Annotated in this window: 11 protein-coding genes; 4 read left to right on the forward strand and 7 right to left on the reverse strand. The window is 68.4% G+C overall.

The window, feature by feature from the left end:
• Positions 1–4: 4 nt before the first annotated feature.
• The 4 genes from leuS to HV783_RS20515 form a co-directional block, all read right to left on the reverse strand.
• Positions 5–2,662 carry a leucine--tRNA ligase gene (leuS, locus tag HV783_RS20500; protein WP_054503264.1) on the reverse strand — a complete coding sequence of 886 codons (2,658 nt, stop codon included), beginning with the start codon at positions 2,660–2,662 and terminating at the stop codon, positions 5–7.
• Between the two features lie 86 nt (positions 2,663–2,748).
• Positions 2,749–3,963, reverse strand: a complete 1,215-nt coding sequence (locus HV783_RS20505; protein WP_054503263.1) for an MFS transporter — start codon at positions 3,961–3,963, stop codon at positions 2,749–2,751.
• Between the two features lie 36 nt (positions 3,964–3,999).
• A complete protein-coding gene (locus tag HV783_RS20510; protein ID WP_064523429.1) occupies positions 4,000–4,512 on the reverse strand; it encodes a MarR family winged helix-turn-helix transcriptional regulator in 513 nt (170 codons plus the stop codon).
• A 180-nt stretch (positions 4,513–4,692) separates the two neighbouring features.
• Positions 4,693–5,151: an HU family DNA-binding protein gene (locus HV783_RS20515; RefSeq protein WP_054503261.1), complete on the reverse strand. Its 459-nt coding sequence runs from the start codon at positions 5,149–5,151 to the stop codon at positions 4,693–4,695.
• Positions 5,152–5,561: 410 nt separating this feature from the next.
• Here HV783_RS20515 and HV783_RS20520 point away from each other — a divergent pair, with 410 nt between their 5' ends.
• From HV783_RS20520 to HV783_RS20535, 4 genes are all read left to right on the forward strand, one after another.
• Complete coding sequence (locus HV783_RS20520; protein ID WP_081273386.1) at positions 5,562–6,719, forward strand: D-alanyl-D-alanine carboxypeptidase family protein; 1,158 nt, start codon at positions 5,562–5,564, stop codon at positions 6,717–6,719.
• A gap of 16 nt (positions 6,720–6,735) precedes the next feature.
• Positions 6,736–7,284: a hemerythrin domain-containing protein gene (locus tag HV783_RS20525; protein ID WP_144654573.1), complete on the forward strand. Its 549-nt coding sequence runs from the start codon at positions 6,736–6,738 to the stop codon at positions 7,282–7,284.
• Positions 7,285–7,379: 95 nt separating this feature from the next.
• On the forward strand, positions 7,380–8,252 hold the full coding sequence (locus HV783_RS20530) for a phosphonopyruvate hydrolase (RefSeq protein ID WP_175189784.1): 873 nt from the start codon (positions 7,380–7,382) through the stop codon (positions 8,250–8,252).
• A 41-nt stretch (positions 8,253–8,293) separates the two neighbouring features.
• Entirely contained in the window at positions 8,294–10,078 is a 1,785-nt protein-coding gene (locus tag HV783_RS20535) for a SulP family inorganic anion transporter (protein WP_054503258.1), read from the forward strand.
• 7 nt (positions 10,079–10,085) lie between these two features.
• Here the strand turns inward: HV783_RS20535 and HV783_RS20540 are convergent, their stop codons facing one another.
• From HV783_RS20540 to HV783_RS20550, 3 genes are read right to left on the reverse strand one after another with little or no spacing between them, the layout of a single operon-like run.
• On the reverse strand, positions 10,086–10,847 hold the full coding sequence (locus tag HV783_RS20540) for an ABC transporter ATP-binding protein (RefSeq protein ID WP_175189785.1): 762 nt from the start codon (positions 10,845–10,847) through the stop codon (positions 10,086–10,088).
• Complete coding sequence (locus tag HV783_RS20545) at positions 10,844–12,721, reverse strand: ABC transporter permease (protein WP_175189786.1); 1,878 nt, start codon at positions 12,719–12,721, stop codon at positions 10,844–10,846. The genes HV783_RS20540 and HV783_RS20545 overlap by 4 nt, the downstream gene beginning before the upstream one ends.
• On the reverse strand, positions 12,721–13,950 hold the full coding sequence (locus HV783_RS20550; protein WP_081273387.1) for an ABC transporter substrate-binding protein: 1,230 nt from the start codon (positions 13,948–13,950) through the stop codon (positions 12,721–12,723). The genes HV783_RS20545 and HV783_RS20550 overlap by 1 nt, the downstream gene beginning before the upstream one ends.
• Positions 13,951–14,083: the final 133 nt, after the last annotated feature.

Genomic DNA, 14,083 nt, shown 5'->3' on the forward strand with positions numbered 1-14,083 from the left:
CTCATCAGCCTACGACGTTGACCAGTTTGCCCGGAACCACGATGACCCGCTTGGGCGGGCGGCCTTCCAGGTAGCGGGCGACTTCATCCTGGGCGGCGGCGAGTTTCTCGATGTCTTCCTTGGCGGCCTTGGCGGCGACGCGGATCGAGCCGCGCAGCTTGCCGTTGACCTGCAGCATCAGTTCGATTTCGTCCGCCACCAGCGCGGCTTCGTCGACGTGCGGCCACGGCGCGTCGAGCAGGTCGCCCAGCTCGTGCGCGTAGCCGAGGTCGCGCCACAGGTGCCAGGTGATGTGCGGCACCACCGGGTACAGCACGCGCAGCAGCACGCCCAGCGTTTCGGCGTAGGCGGCGTCGGCGTGCTTGCCTTCGGGCAGCTTGGCGTCGTCGATGGCATTGAGCATCTTCATGCACGCCGACACGACGGTGTTGTACTGGATGCGCTGGTAGTCGTAGTCGGCCTGCTTGAGCAGGTTGTAGACCTCGCGGCGCAGATCCTTGACGGCGGCGGGCGCGTCGGTCCAGTCGGCGCCGGCGGCCAGGCCGCGGGCGACGGTGTCGCGCTGCGCGTAGCTGATCGACCACAGGCGGCGCAGGAAGCGGTTCGAGCCTTCGACGCCGGAATCGGACCATTCGAGGGTCTGCTCGGGCGGGCTGGCGAACATCACGAACAGGCGCGCGGTGTCGGCGCCCAACGTGTCGATCAGCGATTGCGGATCGACGCCGTTGTTCTTGGACTTGGACATCGTGCCCACGCCGCCGTAGGTCACGTCCGAGCCGTCGGACTTGAGCTTGGCGCCGATGATGGCGCCGCGCGCGTCGTAGACGTTCTCGACTTCCTCGGGCCAGAAATACTCGATGCCGCCCTGGGCGTTCTTGCGCGAGTAGATGTGGTTCAGCACCATGCCCTGGCACAGCAGCTTGGTGAAGGGCTCGTCGAAGTTGAGCAGGCCCATGTCGCGCATGACCTTGGTCCAGAAGCGCGCGTACAGCAGGTGCAGGACCGCGTGCTCGATGCCCCCGATGTACTGGTCCATCGGCATCCAGTAGTCATTGCGCGCGTCGACCATGGCAGTGTTGTTGCCCGGCGAGGTGTAGCGCATGAAGTACCAGGACGAATCCACGAAGGTGTCCATCGTGTCCGTCTCGCGGCGCGCCGGCTTGCCGCAACTGGGGCAGGCGCACGACAGGAAGGCTTCGTTCTTGGCCAGCGGGTTGCCGCTGCCGTCCGGGATCAGGTCGTCCGGCAGCACCACCGGCAGGTCCTTTTCGGGGACCGGCACCGGGCCGCAGTCCGCGCAGTGGATGATGGGGATCGGGGTGCCCCAATAGCGCTGGCGCGAGATGCCCCAGTCGCGCAGGCGCCAGGTCGTCTGCTTTTCGCCCAGGCCTTGCGCGCCCAGGTCGGCGGCGATGGCGTCCACGGCTTCCTTGTGCGACAGGCCGTCGTACTTGCCGGAGTTGATGGTGCGGCCGCTCTGCTTGTCGCCGTACCATTCCTGCCAGGCGTCGGTGGAGTAGGCCTTGCCGGCCACATCCACGACCTGGCGGATCGGCAGGTTGTATTTCCTGGCGAAGGCGAAGTCGCGTTCGTCGTGCGCGGGCACGCCCATCACGGCGCCGTCGCCGTAGGTCATGAGCACGTAGTTGCCGACCCAGACTTCGACCTGGTCGCCGGTGATCGGGTGCGTCACGAACAGGCCGGTGGGCAGGCCTTCCTTTTCGCGCGTGGCCAGTTCGGCCTCGGTGGTGCCGCCCAGCTTGCACTGTTCGATGAAGGCGGCCAGGGCCGGGTTCGACTGCGCGGCGTGGGTGGCCAGGGGATGTTCCGGCGCCACGGCGCAGAAGGTCACGCCCATGATGGTGTCGGCGCGGGTGGTGAAGACGTACAGCTTGCCGTCCTGGATCAACTGGCCGTCCTGGCCGGCGATCTGGTGCGGGAAGGCGAAGCGCAGGCCCTCGGACTTGCCGATCCAGTTTTCCTGCATCAGGCGCACGCGCTCGGGCCAGCCGGGCAGGTCGTTCTGCACCGCGCCCAGCAGTTCGTCGGCGTAATCGGTGATGCGCAGGTAGTAGCCGGGGATCTCGCGCTTTTCGACCGGGGCGCCCGAGCGCCAGCCGCGGCCGTCGATGACCTGTTCGTTGGCCAGCACGGTCTGGTCGACCGGGTCCCAGTTCACGACCTGGGTCTTGCGGTAGGCGACGCCCTTTTCGAGCATCTTCAGGAACAGCCACTGGTTCCACTTGTAGTACTCGGGATCGCAGGCGCACATTTCGCGCGACCAGTCGATCGCCAGGCCCATCGCCTTCATCTGCTTCTTCATGTAGGCGATGTTGTCGTAGGTCCACTTGGCGGGCGGCACCTTGGACTTGATGGCGGCGTTCTCGGCCGGCATGCCGAAGGCATCCCAGCCCATCGGCATCAGCACGTTGTAGCCCCGCATGCGCAACTGGCGCGCCATCATGTCGTTGATGGTGTAGTTGCGCACGTGGCCCATGTGCAGCTTGCCGCTGGGATAGGGCAGCATCGAGCAGGCGTAGAACTTCGGCTTCTCGGAGCCGTCCGGGTTCTTCGCGTGTTCATGGACCAGATAGGCGTCGCGTGCCTGCCAGTCTTGGTGGGCGGCCGCTTCGACGGTAGTGGGGAGGTAACGTTCCTGCATGGGCTCGTGCGCGATGGCGAAAAATGGGTGAACCGCCCCCGCGCGCCAGGCGCGGGGGCGGTCAAAACCCCTGATTATAGGAGGTGCTAGGCGCGGATAGGGGGCGGGGCGGTTTCCGGGATGCGGGCGCTGGCCCCGAGCATGCCGTAGGCCAGGGTTATGGCCGCCAGAACCGCGCCCGCGGTGACCACGCCGGGCCAGCCGTAATGGGAGTACAGCCAGGACGATACCAGTGATCCGGTCGCCCCGCCGATGAAGTAGCTGGTCATGTAACCGGCCGTCAGGCGGCTGCGGGCCTCGGGACGGGTGCGGTACAGCGAGCTGGTATTGGTGACATGGACGCCCTGGATCGCCAGGTCCTGGATCAGGATGCCGGCCAGCAGCGCGATGACCGAGGCCTGGCCGAAGGCCATCAGGCCCCACGACGCCAGCAGCAGCAGCAGGCCGATGCGGGTGGCCTGGTTGCCCAGGCCGCGGTCGGCCAGCCTGCCGAACCGGTTGGCGGCGTAGGCGCCGGCCGCGCCGGCCAGCCCGAACAGGCCGATGGTGGTGTTGTTGAAACCGTAGTCCGGGCCCGACAGCAGGAAGGTCAGCGGCGTCCACAGCATGCTGAAGGCGGCGAACAGCAGGCCGCCCAGCAGCGAGCGGCCGCGCAGCAACGGTTCCTCGGCGAACAGGCGGAAGATCGAGCCGAGCAGACGCGGATAGCTCATCGCGGCCTGGCTCTTGTGGCGCGGCAGCACCCGCCAGAGCGCGCACGACATGCAGAGCATCAGGATCGCGGCGACCCAGTAGACGGTGCGCCAGCTGCCCAGGTCGGCCAGCACGCCGGCCGCGGTGCGGGCCAGCAGGATGCCCAGCAGCAGGCCGCTCATGACGGTGCCGACCGCCTTGCCGCGCTCGTGCGGCGCCGCCAGGGTGGCCGCGAACGGCACCAGCACCTGTGCCACCACCGACAGCATGCCGGTCACCGCGGTGCCCAGCATCAGCATCTGGATGTTGCGGGCGAAGGCCGACACCAGCAGGCCGCCGGACGACAACAGGGTCATCAGCACGATCAGGCCGCGGCGTTCGAACAGATCGCCCAGCGGCACCAGCAGGATCAGGCCGAGCGCGTAGCTCAACTGCGCGATCATGACGATGCTGCCGGCGGTGGCATTGGACAGCGTGAATTGCTGGCTGATGGTGTGCAGCAGCGGCTGCGCGTAATAGTTGCTGGCGACCGCCAGGCCGGTGGCGACGGACATCAGCAGGATGACGGGCGCGGTCAGCGGAGCGGGTTGGGCAGGGGCGGCGTTCATGTGAGGCGGGGCGTGGAAGTGTGGCGAAAGGAAGACTCAGGCGGCGATGCCGCCGGGCGTTTCCCGGTCGTGCGGAATCAGCAGTTTCTTCAGCAGGCCGGCCATCTGGCGGCGTTCGGTGGCGTTCAAGGGGGCGAGCAGCGATTCCAGTTCGCGCAGGTAATCCTTGAGCACCTGCTTGATGACGCGCAGGCCTTCGGCGGTCAGCGCCACGATGACGCCGCGACGGTCGTCGGGGTTGGGCGTGCGCGCCAGCAGGCCGGCCTGTTCCAGGCGGTCCAGCCGGTTGGTCATGGCGCCCGAGGTCAGCAGCAGCGCCGCGACCAGCTTCTGCGGATTCATGGCGTATGGTGCGCCGGTGCGGTACAGCGTCGCGAGCACGTCGAATTCGCCCTGGTGCAGGTGGTGGCGCTTGAACGCCTGGCCCACGTCACGCGCGGCGAAGGCGTGGAAGCGGAACACGCGGCTGAGGACGCTCATCGGCGAGATATCCAGGTTGGGACATTCCTGCTCCCACTGCGACAGCACCAGGTCGACCAGATCATTCATGATGTTTTTATATGAAGTATCTTTATATAAAGATAAATTCTAGCAGGCCGTCCCGGGATCATGCAAGGCGCGCCCGCCGGCGGGCGCGGACCGCGCCGGGAAGCGCGGGCGCGCAAAAAAGAAAGGGCCCGCCCCTTGCGGGGCAGGCCCTTTCCGGCTTGACCGGATAACCGTGCGGAATTACTGCGCGGCGTCCTTCAGCTTCTTGAGCGGGCGAACCTTCACCTTGACCGAAGCCGGCTTGGCGGGGAACCAGCGCTCTTCGCCGGTGAACGGATCCTTGCCGAAGCGCTTGGCCTTGGCGGGGACCTTCTGCACGGCAACCTTGAACAGGCCGGGCAGCGTGAATTCGCCAGCGCCCTTCTTGTCCACGGAGCTCAGCACCGAGGTTTCCAGGCTGGCCAGGACGGCCTTGACCGCCTTGGCTTCAACGCCGGACTGCTCGACGATGTAGGCGATCAGCTGGGTCTTGTTCAGAGCAGCCTTGATAGCCTTGGGGGCGGCAGCGACCTTCTTGGCGGCGACGGCCTTCTTGGCTGCCGGCTTCACAGCGGGTTTGGCGGCGGTAGCCTTCTTTGCGGGCGCCTTGGCGGCGGGCTTGGTGACTTTCTTGGCAGGAGCTTTAGCTTTCGTGGCCATGGTCAAAATCCGTATGTTGAGGACATGGGGCAGCGCGCGCGCCGGGTATCGGCGTTTAACGCTACGCGCCCGATGATAGCGGAAGAGTGGCGGTTGTAGCCGGTTTCGCAAGGCCTTTCGCGCAATCTTTGTTGTTTTCCAGGCAGAAAAACCCCTTCTACAAGGGGTTCTGCAAAATGCAGTGACAATCGCTGCGATTTTTTCAGTGGCACGCGCGGCATCGGAACGCGCGCGCCAGGCCATTGCGCGGCAGCAGACGTTGCGCGCGCCGGGCCGTTTTGAACCATCCGGGCCAAGCGTGTTCCAATGCTTCGCGCCGCGCGTCGGCGGGCGCGGGCGGGTGGCGGTGTGGCCGCCTGCCGGCGCTGGCCCGCGTGCCATCCTTACCCCGCATGGAAGTGAAGCACCCTATGTTGATGAAGAAGTTGGCGGCGAGCCTGCTCGTTGCGACCGCGTGTATGTCAGGCGCCCTGGCGCAATCGATGCCCCAGCCAGACCTGTCGGCCAAGGCCTGGTTGCTGCTGGACGAGACCAGCGGCCAGGTGATCGCGTCGCACGCGGCCACCGCCCGGATCGAGCCGGCCTCGCTCACCAAGATCATGACGGCGTACGTGGTGTTCGGCGCTATCCACAACAAGGAGCTGTCGCCGGACCAGAAGGTGACCATCTCGACGCGCGCCTGGAAAGTGCCGCCCGGCAGTTCCAAGATGTTCCTGGAGCCGGGCTCCAAGGTGTCGGTGGACCAGTTGCTGCGCGGCCTGATGATCCAGTCCGGCAATGACGCGGCGATCGCGCTCGCCGAAGCGCTGTCGGGCAGCGTCGAGGCGTTCGTGGCGCGCATGAATGACACCGCCGTGCAACTCGGCCTGCATGGCACGCACTTCGCCAGTCCCCACGGGCTGCCGGATCCGGGCACGTATTCCACGGTCAGCGACCTGTCGATCCTTGCCACGCGCTTCATCCGCGATTACCCCGAGCTGTACAAGGCCTACGATTCGGCCAAGACCTTCACCTATAACAACATCACGCAACCCAACCGCAACCGGCTGCTGTGGCTCGATCCCAGCGTCGACGGCCTGAAGACGGGCCATACCGACGCGGCCGGTTACTGCATCGTGGCGACCGCGCACCGGCCCAACGGCCGCGACCAGCGCCGCCTGATCACGGTGGTGGTCGGCACGGCCTCGGACAAACTGCGCACCCAGGAGAGCCGCGAGTTGCTGGAATGGGGCTTCCAGGGGTTCAATACCATCAAGTTATATGCGAAGGGCCAGGCGGTGGCCACGCCCGAGGTCTGGAAGGGCCAGACCGACACGCTCAAGGCCGGTTTCGCGCGCGACGCCTACGTCACGGTGCCGGCCGGCGCCAAGGTCGAGCCGGTCTGGACCCCGCAGGATCCGCTGGTGGCGCCGATCGCGGCCCAGGCCACGGTCGGCTCGCTGCGCGTGATGGTCGACGGCAAGCCCGCCATGCAGTTTCCGGTGGTGGCGCTGGAGCCGGTGGCCGAGGCCGGATTCGCCGGCCGCGCCTGGGATTCCATCCGCTTGTGGTGGCGCGGGCATTCCTGATCCGACGGGAGGGGACATGGCGGTGAGTTTTCCGGGTGGGCCGGCCGCGGCGCCGACCACCGATGATCCTCTTGGGCTGCTGTCCGCCTGTCATGGACGCATTGCGCGGCAATGCGCAACCTTGCGGCGCCTGGCCGCGCATCTGCCTGCGCATGGCAGCGATGACGCGGCCCGGGTCGCGGCGGCGGGCGTCGCGCGTTATTTCCAGACGGCCGCGATCCACCACCACGAAGACGAGGAAGAGGACCTGTTCCCGGCTCTGATCGAGTCCATGGCGGGTTCCGACGCCGTCTGCCTGCGCGCGCTGGTCGATGGATTGATTGCCGATCATGCCCGGCTGGCAGCGCTGTGGGCGCCGTTGCGGCAAATCCTGGGCGAGATCGCGGCGGGCCGCCCGGCGGCGCTGCCGCCGGCGCAGGTTGAGGCGTTCGCGGCGGCCTATGCGGCGCATATCCAGCGCGAAGAGGATGAACTGCTGCCGCTGGCCGCGCGCCTGATCGGCGATGACGCCCTGGCCGCGATCAGCCGGGCGATGAAGGCGCGGCGCGGCGGCGAGGCTGGCTGAACCTCGTCGCGCGCCTGGAGGCCGCCCGGCGCTTTCTTTTAGTGTTAAATGGTCGCAGCCGGGGCAATCCGCGCCGGATCTCGGATCGCCACGCCATGCACCGCAACGCACGCTTTCGCCGGAAACTGCAGGATCCCGCCCTGATGCACGCCATGTCGGCGCACAATCCGCTGGCCGCCCGGCTGGCGATGGAGGCCGGGTTCGACGCGATCTGGGGCAGTGGCTTTGAATTGTCGGCCAGCTACGCCGTGCCGGACGCGAATATCCTGTCGGCCGGGGTGCACCTGGACATGATGCGCGCCATGGCCGCCACGGTCGACGTGCCGGTCATCGCCGATATCGACACCGGGTTCGGCAACGCCATCAACGTTTCCTACGTCGTGCCGCAATACGAGGCCGCGGGCGTGTCGGCGGTCGTGATGGAAGACAAGACCTTTCCCAAGGACACCAGCCTGCGGACCGATGGCCGCCAGGAACTGGTGCGCGTGGAGGAATTCCAGGGCAAGATCGAAGCGGCCTGTGCCGCCCGTCGCGATCCCGATTTCTGCGTCATCGCGCGGACCGAAGCGCTGATCGCGGGACTTGGACAGGCCGAGGCCCTGGCGCGCGCCGCGGCCTATGAGGCGGCCGGCGCCGACGCCATCCTGATCCATTCCAGGCAGGCCACCCCCGACGAGGTGCTGGCCTTCGTCGCGGCCTGGTCCGGCGGCGTGCCGCTGGTGCTGGTGCCCACCGCGTACCCGCAACTGCGCGAGCGCGACATCCAGGCGCTGGGCAAGGTGGGGCTGGTGATCTACGGCAACCACGCGATCCGAGCAGCCGTGGGCGCGATGCGCAAGGTCTTCGCCCGCATCCGCGAGGACGGCGGCATCCATGCCGTCGATGCCGGCCTGCCGACCGTGCGCGATATCATCGGTCTCCAGGGCGACGCGGACATGCGCGAGCTGGAACGCAGGTTCCTGCGCTGAGCGCGCGGGAATGCAGAAGAGAGAGACGGGGCAGGGGAGCGATGGCGGCGGGATGGAAAGCGCGGTTGGCGCGGGTGTTGGGCGATTGGGTGCCGGAAGTCGGGCCCGCGACCCTGCGCGCGGACCTGACGGCCGGGCTGCTCGGCGCGCTGCTGGTGCTGCCGCAGGGCGTGGCCTTCGCCACGCTGGCCGGGCTGCCGGCGCAATATGGCCTGTATTCGGCCATCGTGCCCTGTATCGTGGCGGCGCTGTTCGGTTCCAGCCGCCATGTCATGTCCGGCCCCACCAATGCCAATTCGCTGGCGCTGTTCGCGGTGCTGACGCCGCTGGCGGTGGCGGGCAGTCCGGGCTACATCGAACTGGCCCTGGCGGTGACGGTGCTGGTCGGCCTGATGCAATGGCTGGTGGGCGCCCTGAGGCTGGGTTCGCTGGCGCACTTCATTTCACCATCGGCGCTGTTCGGCTTCACTAGCGGCGCGGCCCTGCTGATCGCGGTGCATGCGCTCAAGGATGCGCTGGGCCTGCCTGCGCCGGATTCGCATGGCGCCGGCGCGTTGCTGGCCAGCCTGGCCGGCCATTGGGACCAGTCGCTGGCGGGCGCGCTGCTGGTGACTGCCGTGACGATCGCCGCGGCCCTGTTGCTCAGGCGGCTGGACAGGCGCAGGCCCTACATGCTGGCCGGATTGGTGGCGGGGGCGCTGGCCGCGGCGGTGTTCAATGCGCTGGCGGCGCGCCTTGGCGCCGCGCCGGTGCCGCTCCTGGGAGATCTGGCGCAGCCGTGGCCGCCCTTCCACGTGCCCAGCATCGACTGGCGCGCCTTGCCCGATCTGCTCAGCCTGGCGTTCGCATTGACCATCGTGGCGCTGGCGCAATCGATTTCCATCGCCAAGGCGGTGGCGACGCGTTCGGGACAGCGCATCGACGCCAATCGTGAATTCGTCGGGCAGGGGCTCTCCAACGTCGTGGGCGGTTTCTTTTCCTGTTATCTGTCCTGCGGCTCGCTCAACCGTTCCATCCCCAACTACGAGGCGGGCGCAAAGACGCCGCTGGCGGCGGTGTTCTCGGCGCTGCTGCTGATGGCGCTGGTGGCGCTGAGCGGCCCCCTGCTGGCGCGGATTCCGCAAGCGGCCATCGCGGGCCTGTTGCTGCTGGTGGCCTGGACCCTGCTGGACGTGCCCCGCTGGCGCCAGTTGATCCGCACCCAGCCGGGCGAAAGCGCGATCGCCGCGGCCACGCTGGCGGCCACCGTCACCATCCGCATGGAGGTGGCGATCCTGCTGGGCACCGTGCTGTCGCTGATGGCGTACCTGCATCGCACCTCGCGGCCGGCGATGCGCACCATGGGGTTCGATTCGCGCGGCCTGGACCGCCGCTTCGTGGTGCTGGCGCAGCAGCCCGAGGCTTTGCCGGAATGCCCCCAGCTCAAGCTGCTGCGCATGGAAGGGTCGGTGTATTTCGGCGCAGCCGCGCACGTGGCGCAGCGCCTGCAGGAACTGCGCGCGGGTGCGGATGCGCCGCGCCATTTGCTGGTGATGGCCAAGAGCATGAACTTCATCGACCTGGCCGGCGCCCAGGTCTGGGAGGACGAACTGGTAGCGCGCCGCGCCATGGGAGGCGACCTTTATTTCCACCGGCCGCGTCCCGAGGTGCTGGCGATGTGGCGCCGCACCGGCTTCCTGGAGCGGCTGGGCGCGGACCACGTGTTTCCTGACAAGGCGACCGCGCTGCACGCCATCTACGCCAGGCTGGACCGGGGCATCTGCGCGGGCTGCCAGGCCAGGGTGTTCTGGGAATGCCAGCCGGATAGCCCGCAGGCCGGCCACTGATCCGGTCTCAGGGGGGCGGCGCGTCGGTGCCGAGATAGGCGGCCTGGACGCGTGCGTCGGCCGCGATCCGGTCTGGCGGGCCCTCGGCCAGCAGGCGGCCGCGCACCAGCACGGCGATGCGGTCGGCATGTTTGAAGACCACGTCCAGGCTGTGCTCGGTGAACAGTACGGCCATGCGCTGCGTGTCGGCCAGTTCACGCGTCAGGCGCATGAGCGCGTGGCGTTCGTTGGTGGCCATGCCGGCGGTGGGTTCGTCCATCAGCAGCAGCTTCGGCCGGTGCGCCAACGCCATGGCCAGCTCGACCCGCTTGACGTCGCCGTAGGCCAGGGCGCCGCAGTGCGCGCCGGCCTGGGCGGCCATCCGCACCTGGTCCAGCAGCGCCATGGCCTCGTCGGCGCGGTGCAATGCGGCGCGGCGCCAGGGACGGAACAACAGGCGGTCGCGCGACAGCAGGGCCGTCTGCACGTTTTCAAGCACCGTCATCGAGCGGAAGGTGGCGGCGGTCTGGAAGGTGCGCCCAACGCCCAGGCGGCAGATCTTGCCCGCCGTCAGGCCCACCAGCTCGCGGCCGTCCAGCCGCACCGATCCGGTATCGGGTCGCAACTGGCCGCCCAGCACGTTGAAGCAGGTGGACTTGCCGGCGCCGTTCGGGCCGATCAACGCCAGCATCTGGCCGGCCTCGAGCTGGAACGAGACATCCGCCAGCGCGTCGATGCCGCCGAATGATTTGCGCAGTCCCTCGACCGTCAGCAAGGCGTTGGCGGTCATGCGCGCCTCCGCGTCCAGCGCGCGGCGGCGCCCGCCAGGCCCGACGGGAACGCCATCACCAGCGCCAGGATGGCGAGCCCCAGCACCGCGTGCCAGTAGTCCGTGCTGCGTGCCGCGACATCCTGCAGCCAGGTGTAGGCGGCCGCGCCGACCAGCGGGCCGGCCAGCGTCTGCAGACCGCCCAGCAGCACCATCACCAGCCCATCCACCGACCGGCTCACGCCGAGCACGTCGGGAGCGATGCTGCCCTTGGAGAACGCGTACAGCGCCCCGGCCATGCCCGCGGCCAGCGACGCCGCCACGAAGCCGGCCCACTGGATGCGGCGGATGTCCATGCCCTGCGCTTCGGCCCGCAAGGCCGAATCGCGCGCGCCGCGCAGTGCGTAGCCCAGCGGCGAGAACGCCAGGCGCCGCAGCCAGGCGATGCCGAGCGCGCAAAGCGCCAGCGTCAGGTAGTAGAACCAGGGACCCTGCGTCAGCCAGCGCGACGGCCACAGGCCGGTCAGGCCGTTGCTGCCGCCGGTCATCGCATCCCATTGATAGGCCAGCGCCCACAGGATCTGCGCCACGGCCAGGGTCAGCATCGCCAGGTACACGCCGGACAGGCGCACGCAGAACCAGCCGAACAGCGCCGCGCCAAGCCCGGCGGCCAGCGGGCCCAGCAGCAACGCGGCTTCCATCGGCAGGGCCGCCAGTTTCAGCAGCAGCGCCGCGCCGTAGGCGCCCAGGCCGAACCAGGCGGCGTGGCCGAATGTGGTCATGCCGGCCAGGCCGGTCAGGAAATGCAGGCTCGCGGCGAACAGGGCGGCGATCAGCACTTCGGTCAGCAGGATGCCCAGATACGGCCACTGCGCCGTCGCCAGGGGCGCCAGGACCAGCAATGCCAGCAACGCGCCGTAGGCCAGCCGCAGACGGCGGCCGGCGGGGGCGATGGGCGCCTCGGCCGCCAGCGCATGCGAGGAGGGCGCCGGCGGCTGGCCCAGCAGGCCCCAGGGACGCGCCACCAGCACGACGGCCATCACGGCGAATTCGGCCAGCAGGGTGAGCTTGGACAGGTTGAACAGCCAGGGGCCGATCTGCACTTGCCCCAGGAAGACGAAGACGGCCTTGACGCAGCAGATCAGCACCGCCGCCAGGAAGGCGCCGGGAATCGAGCCCAGGCCGCCGACGACAACGACTACGAAGGCGCTGGCGATGATCTCCAGATCGAGCCCGAGCGTGGCGGGCACGCGCGGCGCGGCCAGCGCGCCGCCGAGCCCGGCCAGGAACGCGCCCAGCGTGAAGGCCGAGGTGAACAGCCAGGCCTGGTTGACGCCGAGCGCGGCCAGCATGTCGCGGTTCTCGGCGGCGGCGCGCAGCAGCCGGCCCCAGCGGGTGCGCATCAGCAGCAGCCACAGCAGGCCCAGCACCACCGGGCCGGCCACGATCAGCAGCAGGTCATATTGGGGAAAGCGCCTGCCCAGGATTTCGACCGCGCCGGAGAGGCCGGGCGCGCGGGCCGCGAACAGGTCTTCCGGGCCCCAGATCGCCAGAGCGGCGTCGCCGATGATCAGCACCAGCGCGAAGGTCGCCAGCAACTGGAACAGTTCCGGCGCGCGGTATAGCCGCTTGAGCACCAGCAGTTCAGCCGCGGCGCCGATCAGGCCGGTGGCCAGCGCCGCCAGCAGCAGCCCGGCCCAGTAGCCCGGGCCGTCACCGAAATACCGGGTGAAGCTCCAGGCGAGGTATATCCCCAGCATGTAGAAGGAGCCGTGCGCGAAATTGACGACCCGCGTGACGCCGAAGATCAGCGACAGGCCGGCGGCCACCAGGAACAGCGCGCTGGCATCCGCCAGGCCATTGAGCAACTGCGACAGCAGCCCGGACAGGCTCATCAGTGCGGGCGCATCTTGCGAACTTGTTCGTCCGGCGGTTGCAGGCGCGCGCCGTCGATGTAGGCGAAGTCCTTCATGATGCCCTTGCCGTCCTCGACCGCGGTGACGCCGATGTAGACGCCCATGGTCGACTGGTGGTCGATCTTGCGGTACTGGATCGGGCCGTAGGGCGTGTCCACTTTCAGCCCGGCGAAGGCGTCGACGAGTTTTTCGGTGTCGACCTCGCCGGCCGCCTTCAGGCCCTGGGCGATCGACATGAGCGACGCGTAGCCGACCACCGAGCCGACCTTGGGCGTCTCGTTGTAGCGCTTGCGGTAGGCCTCGACGAAGGTTTTGTTGGCCGGGGTGTCGATGGCGTACCAGGGGTAGCCGGTGACGATCCAGCCAGACGGCGTGTCGGCGCCCAGCGGCTCCAGGTACTCCGGTTCGCCGGACAGCACCGAGACCACGGCGCGGTTCTCGAACAGGCCGCGGGTGTTGCCCTCGCGCACGAAGCGCGTCAGGTCGGCGGCGAACAGCACGTTGAAGATGGCGTCCGGCTTGGCGTCGGCCAGGGCCTGGACCACCGCGCCGGCGTCGACCTTGCCCAGCGGCACGGCCTGCTCGGCGACGAATTCGACGTCGGACTGGAACGACTTCATCATGGCCTTGAAGGTGGCCACGGCCGATTGGCCGTACTCGTAATTGGGGTAGACGATGGCCCAGCGCTTCTTGCGCAGCGCCAGCGCCTTGGGCGCCAGCGCGGCCACGTGCATCCAGGTCGAAGGCCGCAGGCGCCAGGTATAGCGGTTGCCTTCCTGCCAGGTGATCTTGTCTGTCAGCGGCTCGGCGGCCAGGAAGAACACCTGCTGCTGCTTGGCGAAATCGGTCAGCGCCAGGCCGGTGTTGGACAGGAAGCCGCCGAACAGCAGGTCCACCTTTTCGCGGGCCAGCAGTTCCTGGGCGGCGCGGACTGAATCGCCTGGGTTGCCGTTGTCGTCGCGCGAAATCACCTCGAGCTTGCGGCCCAGCACGCCGCCGGACGCGTTGACTTCTTCCAGCGCCAGTTGCCAGCCCTTCTTGTACGGGCCCAGGAAGGCGGGAATCGCCTTGTAGCTGTTGATCTCGCCGATGCGGATCGGCGGTTCCTTGTCTTTGGTGTCTTTGGCGGACGCGACGGGGGTCAGCGCCAGGGCCAGGAGCGCGGGGGCGAGCGCGCGGCGCAGCAGGGTCAGGCAGGGACGGAGCATGGCGGATATCGCAGGCGGGAAAGGGCCCGGGCAGGCCGGGCCGTGTCGGACACGGGTTCGGTTCGGCCCAATTGAAGCATGCTCGCCTGCCTGGCGCCAGGAAAAATGGCCCGCCGCGGGCCTGCAGGCGGAC

The organism is Achromobacter dolens, assembly GCF_902859745.1.
Taxonomy (GTDB): domain Bacteria; phylum Pseudomonadota; class Gammaproteobacteria; order Burkholderiales; family Burkholderiaceae_B; genus Achromobacter; species Achromobacter dolens.

Coding starts and splice junctions, on each gene's coding strand:
- leuS (WP_054503264.1), bottom strand. CDS start 2,662: ATGCAGGAACGTTACCTCCCCACTACCGTCGAAGCGGCCGCCCACCAA.
- HV783_RS20505 (WP_054503263.1), bottom strand. CDS start 3,963: ATGAACGCCGCCCCTGCCCAACCCGCTCCGCTGACCGCGCCCGTCATC.
- HV783_RS20510 (WP_064523429.1), bottom strand. CDS start 4,512: ATGAATGATCTGGTCGACCTGGTGCTGTCGCAGTGGGAGCAGGAATGT.
- HV783_RS20515 (WP_054503261.1), bottom strand. CDS start 5,151: ATGGCCACGAAAGCTAAAGCTCCTGCCAAGAAAGTCACCAAGCCCGCC.
- HV783_RS20520 (WP_081273386.1), top strand. CDS start 5,562: ATGTTGATGAAGAAGTTGGCGGCGAGCCTGCTCGTTGCGACCGCGTGT.
- HV783_RS20525 (WP_144654573.1), top strand. CDS start 6,736: ATGGCGGTGAGTTTTCCGGGTGGGCCGGCCGCGGCGCCGACCACCGAT.
- HV783_RS20530 (WP_175189784.1), top strand. CDS start 7,380: ATGCACCGCAACGCACGCTTTCGCCGGAAACTGCAGGATCCCGCCCTG.
- HV783_RS20535 (WP_054503258.1), top strand. CDS start 8,294: ATGGCGGCGGGATGGAAAGCGCGGTTGGCGCGGGTGTTGGGCGATTGG.
- HV783_RS20540 (WP_175189785.1), bottom strand. CDS start 10,847: ATGACCGCCAACGCCTTGCTGACGGTCGAGGGACTGCGCAAATCATTC.
- HV783_RS20545 (WP_175189786.1), bottom strand. CDS start 12,721: ATGAGCCTGTCCGGGCTGCTGTCGCAGTTGCTCAATGGCCTGGCGGAT.
- HV783_RS20550 (WP_081273387.1), bottom strand. CDS start 13,950: ATGCTCCGTCCCTGCCTGACCCTGCTGCGCCGCGCGCTCGCCCCCGCG.